The organism is Ponticoccus sp. (in: a-proteobacteria) (genome assembly GCF_048381735.1).
Window position 1 is genome coordinate 187,596 of the sequence record NZ_JBLXGL010000001.1, and the last position, 16,897, is coordinate 204,492.

General features: G+C 67.1%; 14 protein-coding genes. 11 read left to right on the top strand and 3 right to left on the bottom strand.

What is annotated here, in order from left to right:
- Positions 1–98: 98 nt before the first annotated feature.
- The 4 genes from ACN5KJ_RS00905 (at position 99) to ACN5KJ_RS00920 (ending at position 4,133) form a co-directional block, all read left to right on the top strand.
- Positions 99–1,244: an acyl-CoA dehydrogenase family protein gene (locus tag ACN5KJ_RS00905; RefSeq protein WP_418591643.1), complete on the top strand. Its 1,146-nt coding sequence runs from the start codon at positions 99–101 to the stop codon at positions 1,242–1,244.
- 121 nt (positions 1,245–1,365) lie between these two features.
- Positions 1,366–2,133: a 3-ketoacyl-ACP reductase gene (locus ACN5KJ_RS00910; protein ID WP_418591645.1), complete on the top strand. Its 768-nt coding sequence runs from the start codon at positions 1,366–1,368 to the stop codon at positions 2,131–2,133.
- Between the two features lie 12 nt (positions 2,134–2,145).
- Positions 2,146–3,294, top strand: coding sequence for a dihydrodipicolinate synthase family protein (locus ACN5KJ_RS00915; RefSeq protein ID WP_418591647.1), 1,149 nt, complete (start codon positions 2,146–2,148; stop codon positions 3,292–3,294).
- Positions 3,294–4,133, top strand: a complete 840-nt coding sequence (locus ACN5KJ_RS00920; protein WP_418591648.1) for a sugar phosphate isomerase/epimerase family protein — start codon at positions 3,294–3,296, stop codon at positions 4,131–4,133. The genes ACN5KJ_RS00915 and ACN5KJ_RS00920 overlap by 1 nt, the downstream gene beginning before the upstream one ends.
- 334 nt (positions 4,134–4,467) lie before the next feature.
- Here ACN5KJ_RS00920 and ACN5KJ_RS00925 read toward each other — a convergent pair whose 3' ends face one another.
- Positions 4,468–5,505, bottom strand: a complete 1,038-nt coding sequence (locus ACN5KJ_RS00925) for a LacI family transcriptional regulator (protein WP_418591650.1) — start codon at positions 5,503–5,505, stop codon at positions 4,468–4,470.
- A 203-nt stretch (positions 5,506–5,708) separates the two neighbouring features.
- Here ACN5KJ_RS00925 and ACN5KJ_RS00930 point away from each other — a divergent pair, with 203 nt between their 5' ends.
- From ACN5KJ_RS00930 to ACN5KJ_RS00945, 4 genes are all read left to right on the top strand, one after another.
- Entirely contained in the window at positions 5,709–6,953 is a 1,245-nt protein-coding gene (locus ACN5KJ_RS00930) for an ABC transporter substrate-binding protein (protein WP_418591652.1), read from the top strand.
- Between the two features lie 90 nt (positions 6,954–7,043).
- On the top strand, positions 7,044–7,934 hold the full coding sequence (locus ACN5KJ_RS00935) for a sugar ABC transporter permease (RefSeq protein ID WP_347167175.1): 891 nt from the start codon (positions 7,044–7,046) through the stop codon (positions 7,932–7,934).
- Positions 7,934–8,815, top strand: coding sequence for a carbohydrate ABC transporter permease (locus tag ACN5KJ_RS00940; protein ID WP_347167176.1), 882 nt, complete (start codon positions 7,934–7,936; stop codon positions 8,813–8,815). Before ACN5KJ_RS00935 ends, ACN5KJ_RS00940 begins: the two co-directional genes overlap by 1 nt.
- A 401-nt stretch (positions 8,816–9,216) precedes the next feature.
- Positions 9,217–10,326 (top strand): ABC transporter ATP-binding protein, encoded by a 1,110-nt coding sequence (locus ACN5KJ_RS00945; protein ID WP_418591655.1) that lies wholly within the window; start codon positions 9,217–9,219, stop codon positions 10,324–10,326.
- Between the two features lie 160 nt (positions 10,327–10,486).
- Here the strand turns inward: ACN5KJ_RS00945 and metH are convergent, their stop codons facing one another.
- On the bottom strand, positions 10,487–13,210 hold the full coding sequence (metH, locus tag ACN5KJ_RS00950; RefSeq protein WP_418591657.1) for a methionine synthase: 2,724 nt from the start codon (positions 13,208–13,210) through the stop codon (positions 10,487–10,489).
- Positions 13,207–14,256, bottom strand: a complete 1,050-nt coding sequence (locus ACN5KJ_RS00955; protein ID WP_418591659.1) for a homocysteine S-methyltransferase family protein — start codon at positions 14,254–14,256, stop codon at positions 13,207–13,209. Before ACN5KJ_RS00955 ends, metH begins: the two co-directional genes overlap by 4 nt.
- A gap of 310 nt (positions 14,257–14,566) precedes the next feature.
- Between ACN5KJ_RS00955 and ACN5KJ_RS00960 the strand changes: the two genes are divergently transcribed.
- The 3 genes from ACN5KJ_RS00960 to ACN5KJ_RS00970 all read left to right on the top strand — a co-directional run bounded on the left by ACN5KJ_RS00960 (position 14,567) and on the right by ACN5KJ_RS00970 (position 16,886).
- Positions 14,567–15,307, top strand: coding sequence for a Crp/Fnr family transcriptional regulator (locus ACN5KJ_RS00960; RefSeq protein WP_418591661.1), 741 nt, complete (start codon positions 14,567–14,569; stop codon positions 15,305–15,307).
- 123 nt (positions 15,308–15,430) lie between these two features.
- Complete coding sequence (locus tag ACN5KJ_RS00965; RefSeq protein WP_418591663.1) at positions 15,431–16,387, top strand: sensor histidine kinase; 957 nt, start codon at positions 15,431–15,433, stop codon at positions 16,385–16,387.
- A gap of 160 nt (positions 16,388–16,547) precedes the next feature.
- The gene (locus ACN5KJ_RS00970) at positions 16,548–16,886 is read left to right on the top strand and encodes a RidA family protein (RefSeq protein WP_418591665.1); all 339 of its coding nucleotides are present in this window, start codon (positions 16,548–16,550) and stop codon (positions 16,884–16,886) included.
- Positions 16,887–16,897 lie beyond the last annotated feature (11 nt).

The window sequence follows — 16,897 nt, forward strand, 5'->3', positions numbered from 1 at the left end:
ACGCATGGTTTCGCGCCCGGTTCAAGCGCAACAGCATCTTGACCGACCGGGGAATCGCCACTATCAAGTAACCACTTGGTTACTGGGAGGGTCCGGGGATGTATCTGTCCGAAACGCATGTGCAGGTGCGCGACATGGCGCGCCAGTTCGCAAACGAAGTGGTACGCCCGCTGGCCGAGGAACTGGACCGGGAAGAGCGTTTCCCGGCAGAGATCTACGACCAGATGGGTGCGCTTGGCCTCTTCGGCATCGGCGTTCCCGAAGAGATGGGCGGCCCCGGCTTCGACACCGTGACCTATGCGCTGGTGATGGAGGAACTGTCGCGCGGCTATGCCTCTGTCGCCGACCAATGCGGGCTGGTCGAACTGCTCTCGACGCTGCTGGTGACCTGCGGCAGTGACGCGCAGCGGGCAGAGTGGCTGCCGGGCCTGCTGTCGGGCAAGTTGAAGGGCGCCTACTGCCTGACAGAGGCGGAGGCAGGCACCGACGTCTCGGGTATCCGCACCTCGGCGGTGCGGGACGGCGAGGGCTGGGTGCTGAACGGCGGCAAGATCTGGATCCACAACGCGCCGGTGGCGGATGTGGGCTTTGTCCTTGCGCGCACCGATCCCGAGGCGGGCCATCGCGGCATGTCGATCTTCATCGTCGATTTCCACAAGGATGGCGTCTCGCGCGGGCCGAAGGAACACAAGATGGGCCAGCGCGCCAGTCAGGTGGGCGCGCTGAACTTCGACGACGTGCGCCTGCCTGCCAAGGCGCTGCTGGGTGTCGAGGGGCGCGGCTTTCACATGATGATGAGCGCGCTCGACAAGGGCCGCGTGGGCATCGCCTCTCTGGCCGTGGGGATCGCGCAGGCGGGCCTCGAGGCGGCGGTGGACTATGCCCAGCAACGCAAGCAGTTCAAGAAGCCGATCTCCGAGTTTCAGGGCGTGCAATGGCTGCTGGCGGACATCGCCAAGGACGTCGAGGCGGCGCGCCTGCTGGTGCACAACGCCGCGTGGAAGATCGACACCGGCGCGGATGCCACGCGCTATTGCTCCATGGCGAAATGCTTTGCCGGGGACATGGCCGTGGCGCGCACGGCGGATGCGGTGCAGGTCTTTGGCGGCTCTGGCTACATTCGCGGGTTCGAGGTCGAACGGCTGTATCGCGACGCCAAGATCTGTCAGATCTACGAGGGGACGAACCAGATCCAGCGCATGATCATCGCCCGCGAACTGCTGTCGAAAGGAGCCGCCGCATGAGCCGTCATGGATTGACCGACGCCGGGAAGGGCCACCCGTTCCACGGCGGGTCCCGCCGCGACGGGCCGCGTGTCTTGCGTGCGGGTGAACGCCCCGTCACAGCCAAGGAAGGAGCCGGGGCATGAGCCGCAATGTCGCCCTCGTCACCGGGTCGAGCCGGGGCATCGGCCTCGCCACCGCCGTGGAACTGGCCCGCGAGGGCTTTGCCGTGGCCGTCAACGGGCCTGCTGACGACGACGAGTTGCGCGCCGCCGTCGAGCGGGTGCGGGTCGAGGGTGTTCAGGCCGTGGCCGTGGCCTTCGACGTCTCGGAGCTCTCGGCCCATGCGCCCGCTCTGGCGCGCGTGGAAGAGGCGCTCGGCCCGCTGACCACGCTGGTCAACAACGCGGGCGTCGGCGTGCTGGACCGGGGCGACCCGCTGAAGGTCTCCGAGGCCAGCTATGACCGCTGCCTTGCGGTGAACACCAAGGCGCAGTTCTTCCTGACGCAGGCCTTTGCGCGGCTGCTGCTGGGTAGGGCGCGCGCCGATCTGTTCCACAGCGTGGTCAACGTGACCTCTTCGAACGCGCTGGCCGTGGCGGAGCCGCGCGCGGAATACTGCGTGTCCAAGGCCGCCGCCGCCATGTCGTCCAAGGCCTGGGCGGTGCGGCTGGGGCGCGAGGATATCGCCGTCTACGACGTGCAGCCGGGCCTGATCGCGACAGAGATGACGGCCCCCGTCATCGCGCAATACGAAGAGCGCGCGAAGGCGGGCCTGACCCTGCTGCCGCGCGTGGGCCAGCCCGCAGAGGTGGGGCGGATCATCGCCTCTCTGGCCTCTGGAAAGCTGCCCTACACCACCGGCCAGGCGATCTCGGCGGATGCCGGGATGCTGGTGCCCCGTTTCTGAGGAGCCGAGACCATGAAGATCGCCCTGCCGGACGAGACCGGCGCCCTCACCGACTACACGCTGACCGGCACCCCGGTGCCCGAGGCGAAGCTGCCCGCCAACCCGGCCCGCGTGGTCTATAGCGCCGCGCATGTCGTGGCCGATCCCTTCACCGCCAACGCCCCTTCGGGCGTGGCGACGGTGGATTGGGCGGCGACCATGCGCTTTCGCCACCACCTGCACGGCATGGGTCTTGGCATCGCCGAGGCCATGGACACCGCGCAGCGCGGCATGGGCCTCGACTGGGGCGGCGCGCTGGAGCTGATCCGCCGCACCCGCGCCGAACTGCCGGATGCGCTGGTCGCCAATGGCTGCGGGACGGATCACCTCGATCTTGCCAAAGTCGACGGGCTGGAGGACGTGAAACGCGCCTATCTCGAACAGCTGCACGCGATCCAGTCGCTGGACGCCCGGGTGATCCTGATGGCCAGCCGCGCGCTGGCGAAGGTGGCGACGGGGCCGGACGACTACGTGAAGGTCTACGCCGATATCCTTTCGGACTGCGATCACCCGGTGATCCTGCACTGGCTGGGCGATATGTTCGATCCGCAGCTTGCGGGCTACTGGGGCGCCGACACCTTCGAGCAGGCGCTGGAAACGGTGGTGCAGATCATCGAGCAGAACGCGGCGAAGGTGGACGGCATCAAGATCTCGCTGCTGGACAAGCACAAGGAGATCGCCCTGCGCCGCCGCCTGCCCGAGGGTGTGCGCATGTATACCGGCGACGACTTCAACTATCCCGAACTGATCGAGGGCGACGAACAGGGGTTCTCGCACGCGCTTCTGGGCATCTTCGACCCGCTGGGGCCGGCGGCGGCCCATGCGGTCGATCTGCTGGGGCAGGGCGATGCACAGGGCTTCCGCGCGGTACTGGACCCGACCGTGCCGCTGGCGCGGCTGATCTTCCGCGCGCCGACGCAATACTACAAGACCGGCGTGGTCTTCCTCGCGTGGCTGAACGGCTTTCAGGACCACTTCGTCATGCTGAACGGCGCGCAGGCCATGCGGCCCTTGCCCTATTTCACCGATGTCTTCCGGCATGCCGACGCCTGCGGGCTCTTGCGTGATCCCGATAGGGCGGTCGGTCGGATGAAGCGGCTTCTGGCGGTTTACGGCTGCTGATGCGGGACTTTGCCCGCGATACCTCGGCGCTTGCGCTGAACACGGCGACGCTGGGCCACAACCTCGACGGCCACGGCATGGGCTGGCCGGTGGAACGCGTGATTGACGCCTGCGCCGAGCGGGGCTTTGGCGGGATCGTCTTTTGGCGGCGCGAGATCGCTGCGCGCGCGCAAGAGATCGGCGACCGGGTGCGCGCGGCGGGCATGCGCGTCGATGGCCTGTGCCGGACGCCCTACCTGACCGGGCGCGAGGCCGGGACGGAGGCCGAGGTGCGCGCCAGCATCGACATGGCGGCGGGCCTTGGCGCGCCGGTGCTGACCATCGTGACCGGCGGGACGGAGCCCGGCACGCTGGGGCTGGAGCCCAGCCTCGACCGGCTGGCAGAGCGCGTGGCGGCCCATGCCGACTATGCGGCGGGGCAGGGCGTGGCGCTGGCGCTGGAGCCGCTGAACCCGATGTTCGGCGGCAACCGCACGGTGCTGTTCACGCTGCGCGATGCGCTGGAGGTCTGCGACCGGATCGGCGCGCCGAACCTTGGCGTGGCGGTGGACGTCTACCACGTCTGGTGGGATCGCACCCTTGCCGCGACCCTGCAGGAGGCGCGGGGCCGGGTGCTGGGCTACCACCTTTGCGACTGGCTGGAGGACACGGCGCACATGCTGCTGGACCGGGGCATGATGGGCGACGGGGTGGCCGACCTGAAGGCGCTGCGGGCCGCCGTCGAGGGCGCGGGCTACACCGGCCCCTGCGAGGTCGAGGTCTTCTCGAAGCACTGGTGGCAGCGCGATCCCGCTGAGGTGCTGGACGTGATCGTCGAGCGGTTCAGGACGGTCTGCTGAGGTGGTGCCGGGCGTTCCTGTCCCGGCCCCGGCGTCCCCGATGGCGCCTTCCGCAGTGCCTGCGTTGCTTGCCCCTCTGGGTGGCGCTGATGACGGCCCGCGCGCCGAAAGCGGAGGGGCCGAGGGCAGAGGTTTGTCGGCGGAAGGCGGCGGGAGGGGGTCGTTTGCAGGCCATGGCCCCTGCGCCGGTAGCGGCCTGTGTGGCGGCGGCATGAGTGTCGGAGGTGGCGTGTATGCAGGCAGAGGCGCGTGTGGTGAGGGCAGCGCGCACTCAGGCCGCGGCCCGTGCGCCGACAGAGGCCCGTGCGCCGGACAAACCTGCGCCGCGCCCCGTTCAGTCGTGCGGGGTGAGCTGTCTTTCCGATGCGATCAGGCCCGGCTGGATCAGGTGATGAAGCGCGTCCGGCGCTTCGCCCCGCAGGCGGCGCAGCATCATCTCTCCCAGCCGCCGCGCGGTCTCGGTCAGATCCTCGACGATGGTGTCGACGCGCGGGCGCATCAGTTCGAAGATCGGCGAGGCCTGCTTGACCACGATATCCACGTCGCGCCCCGGCACCTGTCCCGCGTCCTGCACGGCCGACAGGGTGGCAATGCCCATCACCTCGCCGACGCAGATATGCCCGTCCGGCGGGGTCGGCCCGCGCTGGATCTCCAGCAGGCTGGCGGCCAGCTTGCCCGGGGGCGTTTCCAGCGTCAGATCCCCGGCGATGACGTGATCGACCCCGGCCTCGCGCACCGCCGACAGAAAGCCGTAACGCAGGTGCTGGGCAAAGGTGAACTGCTTCTCGGGCAGGACGATCATCAGCCGCCTGCGCCCCTTGGCGACCAGCCGCTGCACCGCCTGCCGGGCAAAGCTCTCGTTGTCGAAATCCACGTAAGGATGCGGCGCGGTGAACTCTGTCCGGCCATGGCTGACGAAGGGAAAGCCGCGCTCCAGCAGCAGGCGGACGCGCGGGTCGAAACATTCGGTCCGCGACAGGATGATGCCGTCGGCAAGGCGGTTGCGCAGGATGTTCTCGATCACCGCGATCCGGTCGTCTGCGATGAAGTCGGGCATCAGCGTGACCGAATAGCCGGTGCCGCGCAGGGCCTCGACAATGCCGGTCTGGATCTGGCTGAGAAAGCCGAGGAATTCGTGGTCGGGGTTGATCAGCAGCGTGATGACCTTGGTCCGCCCGGTGCGCAGGCGCTGCGCGGCGCGGTCCGGGACATAGCCCAGGCGGCGCGCGGCCTCGGCCACCTTCTGGCGCGTGGCGGGCGCGATCTTGGGGTCTCCGGACAGCGCCCGCGACACGGTCGTGACGGCGAAACCGGTGGCATCCGCCACGGTCCGCAAGGTCGGTTTCCCGCGCTGTTTCCCGATCTCTTCCATGCCCCGGCCTCCGGTCCGGTCGGTCTGTTCCGTGCCGCGCATTTGAAACGTTGCAAATCCCTTTCGTCAAGCGGGGTTTCATGCTGCGCGGCAGCAAACGCTTGCGCCCTGGGGTGCTACAAACATGTTGACAGGTCTCGGATTTGTATCGTTACAATTCCCGCCAGACGGTGCGGATTAAAACCGTCACAGGGAGGAATGACATGACCATGATGAAGACACTGAAGATGTCCGTGGCGGCCCTTGCGCTGACCGCGACCCATGCCGTGGCCGAGGACGTGGAGGTCCTGCACTGGTGGACCTCGGGCGGCGAGGCGGCGGCGCTGAACGTGCTGAAGGAGGACCTGCAGGGGCAGGGCATCGGCTGGAACGACATGCCCGTGGCGGGCGGCGGCGGCGAGGCCGCGATGACCACGCTGCGCGCCCGCGTCACCGCCGGCAACGCGCCGACCGCGGTGCAGATGCTGGGCTTCGACATCAAGGACTGGGCCGCCGAGGGGGCATTGGGCAACCTCGACTCGGTCGCCGCCGACGGCAGCTGGGACGAGGTCGTGCCGGACGCGCTGCAGAACTTCTCGAAGGATGCGGACGGCCACTGGATCGCAGCGCCCGTGAACGTGCATTCGACCAACTGGGTCTGGATCAGCAAGTCGGCGCTGGACGCCACCGGCATGGATGCGCCCGAGAGCTGGGAAGACCTGATCGCCGTGCTGGACGCGATGAAGGACAACGGCATCACCCCGCTGGCCCACGGCGGTCAGGCCTGGCAGGACGCGACGATCTTCGACGCGGTGGTCCTGAGCCTTGGCGACGATTTCTACAAGGCCTCGATGATCGACCTCGACCCCGGGGCGCTTGGCGGCGAGAAAATGGTCGAAGCCTTCCAGCGCATGGAAACCCTGCGCGGCTACGTCGACGACAACTTCTCGGGCCGCGACTGGAACCTTGCCTCTGCCATGGTCATCGACGGCAGCGCCGGCATGCAGATGATGGGCGACTGGGCCAAGGGTGAATTCCTGCGCGCCGATCAGGTGCCGGGCGAGGACTTCGTCTGCATCCGCTTCCCCGGAACGCAGGGCGCGGTGACCTTCAACTCGGACCAGTTCGCGATGTTCAAGGTCGACGAAGGGCAGGAGGCGCAGCTGGCCATGGCGGCATCTGTGATGGACCCGGCCTTCCAGTCGGCCTTCAACGTGGTCAAGGGCTCGGTGCCCGCGCGCACCGACGTGCCGAACGACGCCTTCGACGATTGCGGCAAGAAGGGCATGGCCGATCTGGCCGACGCCAACTCTGCCGGTCGCCTCTTCGGGTCCATGGCGCATGGCCACTCGGTCCCCGCGGGCGTGAAGAACGCGATGTACGACGTCATCACGGCGCATTTCAACGGCGAGTTCAGCGCCGAGGAAGCCGCCGAGGAAATGGTCAACGCGGTCGAAGCCGCGATGTGATCCGGCGGGCGGGGCTCCACGGCGCGTCCCGCCACCCCTTTACCGCCGACGCCTTGACCGCCGGTCCGCAGAGCTTGCGGAGGATACCCCATGGCCACCGATACCCCGGACTTCCGCACCCGTTTGCAGGACTGGATTCCGAAACTGGTGCTCTCGCCCTCGCTGGCGATGGTGCTGGTCTTCGTCTACGGCTTCATCGCCTTCACGGTCTACCTGTCCTTCACCGACAGCCGCATGCTGCCCAGCTACGACTGGGTCGGCTTCGAGAACTACGCCAAGCTCTGGGGCCTCAGGCACTGGCACACGGCCATTGTGAACCTTGGCATCTTCGCCTTCCTCTATATCTCGATCTGCACGGTGATCGGGCTTGGCCTTGCGATCTTCCTTGACCAGAAGATCCGGGGCGAAGGCATCCTGCGCCCGATCTACCTCTATCCCATGGCGCTGAGCTTCATCGTGACCGGCACCGCGTGGAAATGGTTCCTCGACCCCGGCATCGGGCTGGAACACACCATGCACCTCTGGGGCTGGGAAAGCTTCGAATTCGGCTGGATCAAGGATCGCGACATGGCGATCTACACGGTGGTGATCGCGGCGGTCTGGCAGACTTCCGGCTTCGTCATGGCGATGTTCCTCGCGGGGCTGCGCGGCATCGACAACGAGATCCTGAAGGCGGCGCAGATCGACGGCGCCTCGAACTGGAACCTCTACCGGCGCATCGTGATCCCGCTTCTGCGGCCCGCGTTCCTCTCGGCCTTCGTGATCCTCGCGCACCTCGCGGTGAAGTCCTACGACCTGGTGATCGCGCTGACCGGCGGCGGGCCGGGGCGGGCGACCGAACTGCCCGCGACCTTCATGTATTCCTACACCTTCACCCGGAACTCGATGGGGATCGGCGCGGCCTCTGCGGTGATCATGCTGATGACCATCGCGGCGATCATGATGCCCTACCTCTACGCCGAACTGAAGGAGAAGACGTGATGGCCGTCGCTGAACAGGACACCGCCGTCCGCACCGGGCGCATCACGCGGACCTTCATCTACCTGCTGCTGCTGCTCTTCGCGCTGTTCTACCTGCTGCCCTTCTTCGTGATGCTGTCGAACTCGCTGAAGCCTTTGGACGAGATCACCGGCGGCAACATGATGGCGCTGCCACGGGAATGGACTATCGAGCCCTGGCTGGCCGCCTGGTCCACCGCGCAGATCGGGGTGGAGCCGACGGGGCTGAAGCCCTACTTCCTGAACTCGATCCTGATGGTGGTGCCCGCCGTCGCGATCTCGACCATCCTCGGCGCGCTGAACGGCTACGTGCTGACCAAGTGGCGTTTCAGGGGCGACACCCTGCTGTTCGGGCTGATGCTCTTTGCCTGCTTCATCCCCTTCCAGATCGTGCTGATCCCGATGGCGCGGATGCTGGGGCTGATGGGGCTGGCAGGATCGACGCCCGGGCTGGTGCTGGTGCATGTGGTCTACGGCATCGGCTTCACCACGCTTTACTTCCGCAACTACTACGCCGCCTTCCCGACCGAGCTGGTGCGCGCAGCGATGATCGACGGGGCGGGCTTCTTCCGGATCTTCTGGCGCATCCTGCTGCCGGTCTCGGGGCCCATCGCCGTGGTCTCGGTCATCTGGCAGTTCACCAATATCTGGAACGACTTCCTCTTCGGCGCCTCCTTCGCGGATCTCGACTCGATGCCGATGACCGTGGCGCTGAACAACCTCGTGAATTCCTCCACCGGGGTGAAGGAGTACAACGTCCACTTTGCCGGCGCGATTCTGGCCGCCCTTCCGACGCTGCTCGTCTACATCGTGGCGGGGCGGTATTTCGTGCGCGGCTTGATGGCCGGATCGGTCAAGGGATGAGGCGCGGTCTCTCGCAGAGAGATCGGAGCCTCCGGGGGAGGGTCCGAAGCGCCGAACGCCCCGCGCCCTACGCGCGGGCATGCGGTCTCTCGCAGAGAGATCGGAGCCTCCGGGGGAGGGTCCGAAGCGCCGAACGCCCCGCGCCCTGCGCGCGGGCATGCGGTCTCTCGCAGAGAGATCGGAGCCTCCGGGGGAGGGTTCGAAGCGGCGAACGCCCCGCGCCCGGCGCGAGGGCACGCGGTCTCTCGCAGAGAGATCGGAGCCTCCGGGGAAGGGTCCGAAGCGACGAACGCCCCGCGCCCTGCGCGACGCCGCTCGCGGCACGCGCAAAATTCATCGAAGAATTTTGCCAAGAGTTTTCGAAAACTCTTGGCGCCAGACAGAACCGACGGAGCTGACGCATGGGCTTTCTCGACATCGACAACGTCACCAAATCCTACGGCGCGGTGGAGGTCCTGCACCGGGTCGACATTGCCGTGGAAGAGGGCGAATTCCTCGTGCTGGTCGGGCCTTCGGGCTGCGGCAAGTCCACGCTTCTGAACATGATCGCGGGGCTCGAGGGCATCACCAGCGGCGAGATCAGCATCAGGGGGCGCGTGGTGAACGGGGTGCACCCCTCGAAGCGCAATATCGCCATGGTGTTCCAGAGCTACGCGCTTTACCCCAACATGACCGTGGGGCAGAACATGACCTTCGGGCTGGAGATGCACGGCGTGCCCAAGGCGGAGCGCGACAAGGCTCTGGCGGATGTGGCGAAGCTCTTGCAGATCGAGCAATTGCTGGACCGCAAGCCGGGGCAGCTGTCGGGTGGCCAGCGCCAGCGGGTGGCCATGGGCCGGGCACTGGTGCGCGATCCGGATGTCTTCCTGTTCGACGAGCCGCTGTCGAACCTCGACGCCAAGCTGCGCGTCGACATGCGCACCGAGATCAAGAAGCTGCACCAGAATCTGGGGACGACCATCGTCTACGTGACCCACGACCAGATCGAGGCCATGACGCTCTCGACCCGGATCGCGGTGATGAATGGCGGTTATGTGCAGCAGCTGGGTACGCCGCAGCAGATCTACGACGACCCCGAGAACGTCTTTGTCGCCAGCTTCATGGGGTCGCCCTCGATGAACCTCGTGCAGGCCGTGGCGCGGGTCAGTGGCGCGGGCGCGGGGGTCGAGGTCACGGGCGCGGACGGGGTGCCGCATGTGCTGCCGCTGCCGGAGAAGCCTGCAGGCCTCACGGACGGACAGCAGGTGCTCTTCGGCATCCGGCCAGAGGCGGTGACGGACAGTGAGGGCGCGGACCGCAACGCGCGGGTGCTGGCGCGGCTGGTGAACCGGATCGAGGTGATCGAACCGGCGGGGGCCGATACCTTCGTGACCACGACGCTGTCAGGCCGGGACGTGATCGCGCGGATGCGTTCGCAGACCAGCTGCCGCCCGGGCGATGACTTCGAGCTTGTGCTGAACATGGACAAGGCGGTGCTTTTCGACCCGGAGACCGAAAAGCGTATCCGCTGAGGGGGCTACCGGGGCCCGCAGGGTCGGACGGCGGGCGGTAGGCGGGGGACGTTGCACCTGCGCCGATGCGGCAAGCCGTTCGCCGGGCCTCGTGCCCCGGCTTCCTGACTGCAATGGGCCTCCAGCCCGGCGGGGGGAAGGGGGCGCGCGCCCCCTTCGGTCACGCCGCCGTCGTGGCGGGCGTTTTTCCGGGGATGTAGTTCAGGACCGGGGCCAGCCAGCGCTCGGCCTCTTCGATCTCCATCCCCTTGCGGGCGGCGTAATCCGCCACCTGGTCGCGTTCGACCTTGCCGACCCCGAAGTAATAGCTGTCCGGGTGCCCGATATAGAGCCCCGAGACCGAGGATCCCGGCCACATCGCCATGCTTTCGGTCAGCGTGACGCCGGTCGCCTCTTCGGCGTCGAGCAGGCGGAAGAGCGTGCGCTTTTCCGTGTGGTCGGGCTGGGCCGGGTAGCCCGGCGCCGGGCGGATGCCCGCGTAGGGCTCGCCGATCAGCTCCTGCGGGTCGAAGCCCTCGTCCGGCGCATAGCCCCAGAACTCGCGCCGGACGCGCTCGTGCAGCATCTCGGCCATGGCCTCCGCAATGCGGTCGGCCAGCGCCTTGACCATGATCGCGCCGTAGTTGTCGTTGGCCTTGTCCAGCCGGTCCGCGATCTCTGCCTCTTCCGGTCCCGCGGTCACGACGAAGCCGCCGACATGGTCCGCGCCCTTGCCCTGGGGCGCCACGAAGTCCGACAGGGCGAGGTTGGGGCGGCCCGGGCGCTTGCCGGTCTGCTGGCGCAGCGTGTGCAGCGTGGCAAGGCCCTGCGTCCGCTCCGCATCGGCGAAGAGGCGGATGTCGTCGCCCGAGGCATTGGCGGGCCAGAAGCCCACCACGGCGCGCGGCGTGAACCAGCGTTCAGAGACGATCTTCGCCAGCATCTCCTGCGCGTCGGCAAAGAGGGACCGCGCGGCCTCTCCCTGCTTCTCGTCGTCGAGGATCTTGGGGTACTGGCCGCGCATCTCCCAGGTCTGGAAGAAGGGCGTCCAGTCGATATAGCGCGCGATCTCGGCAAGGTCCCAGTCGTCCACGACGCGGGTGCCGGTGAAGGCGGGCGCTGGCGCCACCACGGTCCAGTCGAAGCTGCCCGCATTGGCGCGCGCGGCAGAGAGCGGCAGGCGCTGCTTGGCGCGTTCGGAGCGTTCGTGCTTTTCCGCCACATCGGCATATTCAGCGTGGATGCCAGCGACGTAATCGGCCTTGCGTTCGGGGCTGAGCAGCGCGCCCACCACGCCGACCGCGCGGCTGGCGTCGGTCACATGCACCGCCGGGCCGCTGTAGCGGGGCGCGATCTTCACCGCCGTGTGCACGCGGCTGGTGGTGGCGCCGCCGATCAGCAGCGGCAGGTCCAGCCCCTCGCGCTCCATCTCGGAGGCGAGGTGCACCATCTCGTCGAGCGAGGGGGTGATGAGGCCCGAGAGGCCGATGATGTCCACGCCCTCGTCCTTGGCGACCTGAAGGATCTTCTGCGGCGGCACCATGACGCCAAGGTCCACGATCTCGTAGTTGTTGCAGGCCAGCACGACGCCGACGATGTTCTTGCCGATGTCGTGGACGTCGCCCTTTACCGTGGCCATCAGGACCTTGCCGGCGGATTGGCGGCCCTCGCCGCCATTCAGGCGCTTTTCCTCTTCCATGTAGGGCAGCAGAACGGCCACCGCCTGCTTCATCACGCGGGCGGATTTCACCACCTGCGGCAGGAACATCTTGCCCGCGCCGAACAGGTCGCCGACCACGTTCATGCCCGCCATCAGCGGGCCTTCGATCACATGCAGCGGACGCTCTGCCGCCGCGCGGGCCTCTTCGGTGTCCTCTTCGATGAACTCGGTCAATCCGTTGACCAGCGCATGTTCCAGCCGCTTCTCGACCGGCCAGTCGCGCCAGGCCAGATCGCGGACCTTTTCCTCGCGCTTGCCGCCCTTGAAGCGCTCGGCCAGGTCCAGCAGGTTCTCGGTCGCCGTGCCGCCCGCCTTGGGGGTGCGGTTCAGCACCACGTCCTCGCAGGCCTCGCGCAGGGCCGGGTCGATCTGGTCGTAGACCGCCAGCTGGCCCGCGTTGACGATGCCCATGTCCATGCCCGCCGCGATGGCGTGGTACAGGAAGACCGCGTGCATGGCCTCGCGCACGGTTTCGTTGCCCCGGAAGGAGAAGGACAGGTTGGACACTCCGCCCGAGACATGCGCATGGGGCAGGTTCTCGCGGATCCAGCGGGTCGCCTCGATGAAGTCGACGCCGTAGTTGTCGTGTTCCTCGATGCCGGTGGCGACGGCAAAGATATTGGGGTCGAAGATGATGTCCTCGGGCGGGAAGCTCATCTCCTCGACAAGGATGCGGTAGGCGCGGGCGCAGATTTCGGTCTTGCGGGCCTGCGTGTCGGCCTGCCCGGTCTCGTCGAAAGCCATGACCACCACCGCCGCACCATAGGCGAGGCAAAGCCCGGCATGGTGGCGGAAGGCGTCCTCACCCTCTTTCAGCGAGATCGAGTTGACCACGGGCTTGCCCTGCACGCATTGCAGGCCGGCCTCGATCACCTCCCATTTCGACGAGTCGATCATGATCGGCACGCGGGCGATGTCGGGCTCCGAGGCCACGAGGTTCAGGAACTCGACCATGGCCTGTTTCGAGTCGATCAGGCCCTCGTCCATGTTCACGTCGATGATCTGGGCGCCGTTCTCGACCTGATCGCGCGCGACTTCCAGCGCGGCGGCATAGTCGCGGTTCACCACCAGTTTACGGAAGCGGGCAGAGCCGGTGACATTCGTGCGCTCGCCGACGTTCACGAAGGGGATGTCGGGCGTCAGGACAAAGGGTTCGAGGCCGGAAAGGCGAAGGAGATGGGTCATGCGGGCACCGTGCGGGGGGCAAAGGGGGCGACCGCTTCGGCGATCGCGCGGATGTGGTCGGGCGTCGTGCCGCAGCAGCCGCCGACGATATTGACGAGTCCTTCCTGCGCGAATCCCGCCACCTGTTCGGCGGTCTGCTCGGCGGTCTCGTCGTACTGGCCGAAGGCATTGGGCAGCCCGGCGTTGGGGTAGGCGCAGATCAGCGTCGGCGCCACGCCCGACAGCTCGGCGATATGCGGGCGCATGGCGGCGGCCCCCAGCGCGCAGTTCAGCCCGACCGAGAAGGGGCGGGCGTGGGCCACCGAGTGCCAGAAGGCGGTGGGCGTCTGCCCCGACAGGGTGCGGCCAGAGGCATCGGTGATGGTGCCCGAGATCATGATCGGCAGGCGTCTGCCCGCGCGCGCAAAGGACTCGAAGGCGGCAAAGATCGCGGCCTTGGCGTTGAGCGTGTCGAATATCGTCTCGATCAGGATCAGGTCCGAGCCGCCCTCGATCAGCCCGTCGATCTGCTGGCCATAGGCGGTGCGCAGGTCGTCGAAGCTGACGGCGCGATAGCCGGGATCGTTGACGTCCGGGCTGATCGAGGCGGTGCGGTTGGTCGGCCCCACGGCGCCCGCGACAAAGCGCGGACGGCCGTCTTCGGCGGTGGCGCGGTCGGCGGCGCGGCGGGCCACCTGCGCGCCCGCGACGTTCAGGTCGTGCACTGCCGACTCCAGCCCGTAATCGGCCTGCGCGATGGTGGTGGAGGAAAAGGTGTTGGTTTCGAGGATGTCGGCGCCCGCCATTGCAAAGGCGAAGTGGATGTCCTCGATCGCCTCGGGCCGGGTGAGGCTGAGCAGGTCGTTGTTGCCCTTCTGCGGGCGGTCGGTCGGATGATGACGGCAGCCGGGGCCGTGAACGTGACCGCCGTCGGTGAAATCCTCCTCGGACAGGCCAAGGGTCTGGATCATCGTGCCCATCGCGCCGTCAAGGATCAGGATGCGTTGCGCTGCAACCGCGCGAAGGGTCGCGAGGGCAGGGGCGTCGGGCAGGGCAAAGGGCAGCATGGGACCTCCGGTCGGGATTGAGCGCCCTCCTTACCGCATCCGGAACATGAGTTGAATTGAATTCCCCTTGGGATCTTTATGAAATCCGCGCATGATTCGAGTGTGTCATTTCTTAAACGAAAACCCCGTTCCGATGCGGCCCCGGAGGCGCGCGGGCGGGGATTAAATTCCACCTGTGTGAGGCGAAATCCGCTTTCCGCGCGTTGTTCCCGCAATTCGCGTGGTGCCTCGCCGTGGCAATCCTATTAACAAATGTTAAATATTCCCACCGGGGCGGGTTTGTCCGATCCGGAACCGGGCAGGAGCACGCATGACCGATGACGACTATCCGAACACCCGGCGGTTCCTTCAGGGCCGCTCTCGGGAGGCCCTGACCGCGCGTGAGAAGGGCGTGCTGGAAGGGCTTGTCGAGCGGACAGAGCGCTTCACCGGCCCCCATGTCATCCTCGAACGCGGCACCCTCCTTCAGCAGAGCACCATGCTGATCGAAGGCTTCGTTGCCCGCGTCATCCATGCCGAGGGCAAGCGGCATATCGTGGCGCTGCACGTGCCGGGGGATTTCGTCGACCTGCATGCCTTTACCCTGAAACGCCTGGATCATGACGTAGTTTCCATCGGCACCGTGCAGATCGGCTATGCGCCACACGCGCGCATCGAAGAGGTGCTGAGGACCGAACCGAACCTGGCGCGGATGCTGTGGTACTCGACCCTGCTGGACGCGGCCATGCACCGCGAGTGGATCATGAAACTGGAACGGCTCAGCGCCGACGGGCGCGTCGCGCATCTGGTGGCGGAACTCTGGCGGCGTCTCGATTTCGTGGATCTTGCCTCGGCGGGGGGCTTCCCCCTGCCGTTGACCCAGCAGGAGCTTGCGGATGCCTGCGGCACCACATCGGTGCATATGAACCGGGTCGTGCGCAAGCTGCGGGAAACCGGTGTCGTGGATATCTCGCGCGGGCAGGTCACGGTGCTGGACAGTCAGGCGTTGTGGGCCTTGGGCAGCTTTGATCCCGCTTACCTTTACGGCAACGGGCCGCTTAAACTGACCTGACCGGTTGACACTTGGTCATGAAAGTTAACATTGGAACGGCGTGGTGTTGCCCCAGTGGCGACTCCGCCGAGCCGATGTGAAATTGCCCCCCAAACACGCCCTGCCGCGAAGGATTTGCCCCCGATGTCGCCATCCGGAACGTCACTTGACCTTGCCTTCGGCTATGCCGGGATCGGGCGCTGGGACTATGACCCGGACGATGGGGCGCTGCTTCTGGACGAGACCTGCCGCGCGCTGTTCGAAATCGACCCCGGCGCCGAGGTGACGCAGTCGCTGATGCAGTCCCGGGTGCATGCAGAGGATCGCGAGCGGGTTTTCGGCGCGCTTGCGGCGCTCGATACGGAGGGCGCCGTCTACGAAGAGGTCTTTCGCCTCGATCTGCCCTCGGGCACGGCCCGCTGGGTGCGGGGCGTGGCCCGGCTGGGCATCCGCGACGGCATGCCGAAGATCACCGGGGTCAGCTTTGACGTGACCACCGAGCAGGAACTTCTGGCCGAACGCGAACTGCACCTTGCGGAGATGAACCACCGCATCAAGAACCTCTTTGCGCTGGTCTCGGCGATGATTTCGAGCGCGGCGCGCGAAAGCGAGGACAAATCCGCCCTGGTCGACAACCTGCGCGGGCGCGTCGCGGCGCTGGACCGCGCGCATTCGCTGATGAAGAAGACCGACAGCACCCAGCCGCTTGGGCTTGCGGCCCTGCTGGAGCGGGTGCTGGCCCCGGCCCGCACGCAGCAGACGATTGCGCTGAGCGGCGCAGAGGTCATGGTTCCCGCCAAGGCCGTGACCTCGCTGGTGCTGATCTTCCACGAATGGGCGACCAACTCGGCCAAATACGGGGCGCTGCACCGCCAGGACGGAGAGATCGCCGTGACCTGGACCATGGTGCCCGAGGGGCTGCATCTGACCTGGCGCGAGACGGCCGAGGACTATGACGAAGGGGCGCAGAAGGGCTTTGGCTCGATGCTGATCAAGGCCTCTGCGATGCAGCTGGGCGCCGAAAAGACGCGCCGGGTCGAGAATGGCTGGCTGATCATCGACATGAAGGTGCCGCTGGCGGCGCTGCACGAAGAGGCCTGACCGGGGCGGGCCGGTCCCGGGCTGGCACGGCGCGGGCATTTCCGCGCTGGCCGGTGGCCGACCCCTTGACCCCGTCGCGCCGCCGGAGTGTCATCCCGCCGGGAAAGGCGGTAACGCGGGCCGGGGCCCGCGGGTCGCGCGTCAGGACAGGACAGAAGACATGATCGAACGGATCGACACCGGCGCCCGGATGAGCCGGATCGTCAAGCACAATGGCACCGCCTATCTCTGCGGTCAGGTCGGCGAGGGCGCCACCGTGACCGAGCAGACGCAGGACTGCCTTGCCCGCATCGACGCGCTGCTCGAGCGGGCCGGATCCTCGCGCGGGCAGATCCTGCAGGCCATCGTCTGGCTGTCCGACATGGCCGACTTTGCCGAGATGAATGCGGTCTGGGATGCCTGGGTCCCCGAGGGCGAGGCGCCCGCGCGCGCCTGCGGCGAGGCCCGCCTTGCCCGCGACACGCTGAAGGTCGAGATTATCGTGACGGCGGCCTGCTGACCGCCCGAAAG

What these genes read in the sequence shown, in the direction of transcription:
- ACN5KJ_RS00930 (WP_418591652.1), top strand. Translation starts at nt 5,709, where the DNA reads ATGACCATGATGAAGACACTGAAGATGTCCGTGGCGGCCCTTGCGCTG.
- ACN5KJ_RS00920 (WP_418591648.1), top strand. Translation starts at nt 3,294, where the DNA reads ATGCGGGACTTTGCCCGCGATACCTCGGCGCTTGCGCTGAACACGGCG.
- ACN5KJ_RS00910 (WP_418591645.1), top strand. Translation starts at nt 1,366, where the DNA reads ATGAGCCGCAATGTCGCCCTCGTCACCGGGTCGAGCCGGGGCATCGGC.
- ACN5KJ_RS00960 (WP_418591661.1), top strand. Translation starts at nt 14,567, where the DNA reads ATGACCGATGACGACTATCCGAACACCCGGCGGTTCCTTCAGGGCCGC.
- ACN5KJ_RS00915 (WP_418591647.1), top strand. Translation starts at nt 2,146, where the DNA reads ATGAAGATCGCCCTGCCGGACGAGACCGGCGCCCTCACCGACTACACG.
- ACN5KJ_RS00970 (WP_418591665.1), top strand. Translation starts at nt 16,548, where the DNA reads ATGATCGAACGGATCGACACCGGCGCCCGGATGAGCCGGATCGTCAAG.
- ACN5KJ_RS00940 (WP_347167176.1), top strand. Translation starts at nt 7,934, where the DNA reads ATGGCCGTCGCTGAACAGGACACCGCCGTCCGCACCGGGCGCATCACG.
- metH (WP_418591657.1), bottom strand. Translation starts at nt 13,210, where the DNA reads ATGACCCATCTCCTTCGCCTTTCCGGCCTCGAACCCTTTGTCCTGACG.
- ACN5KJ_RS00955 (WP_418591659.1), bottom strand. Translation starts at nt 14,256, where the DNA reads ATGCTGCCCTTTGCCCTGCCCGACGCCCCTGCCCTCGCGACCCTTCGC.
- ACN5KJ_RS00925 (WP_418591650.1), bottom strand. Translation starts at nt 5,505, where the DNA reads ATGGAAGAGATCGGGAAACAGCGCGGGAAACCGACCTTGCGGACCGTG.
- ACN5KJ_RS00905 (WP_418591643.1), top strand. Translation starts at nt 99, where the DNA reads ATGTATCTGTCCGAAACGCATGTGCAGGTGCGCGACATGGCGCGCCAG.
- ACN5KJ_RS00965 (WP_418591663.1), top strand. Translation starts at nt 15,431, where the DNA reads ATGTCGCCATCCGGAACGTCACTTGACCTTGCCTTCGGCTATGCCGGG.
- ACN5KJ_RS00935 (WP_347167175.1), top strand. Translation starts at nt 7,044, where the DNA reads ATGGCCACCGATACCCCGGACTTCCGCACCCGTTTGCAGGACTGGATT.
- ACN5KJ_RS00945 (WP_418591655.1), top strand. Translation starts at nt 9,217, where the DNA reads ATGGGCTTTCTCGACATCGACAACGTCACCAAATCCTACGGCGCGGTG.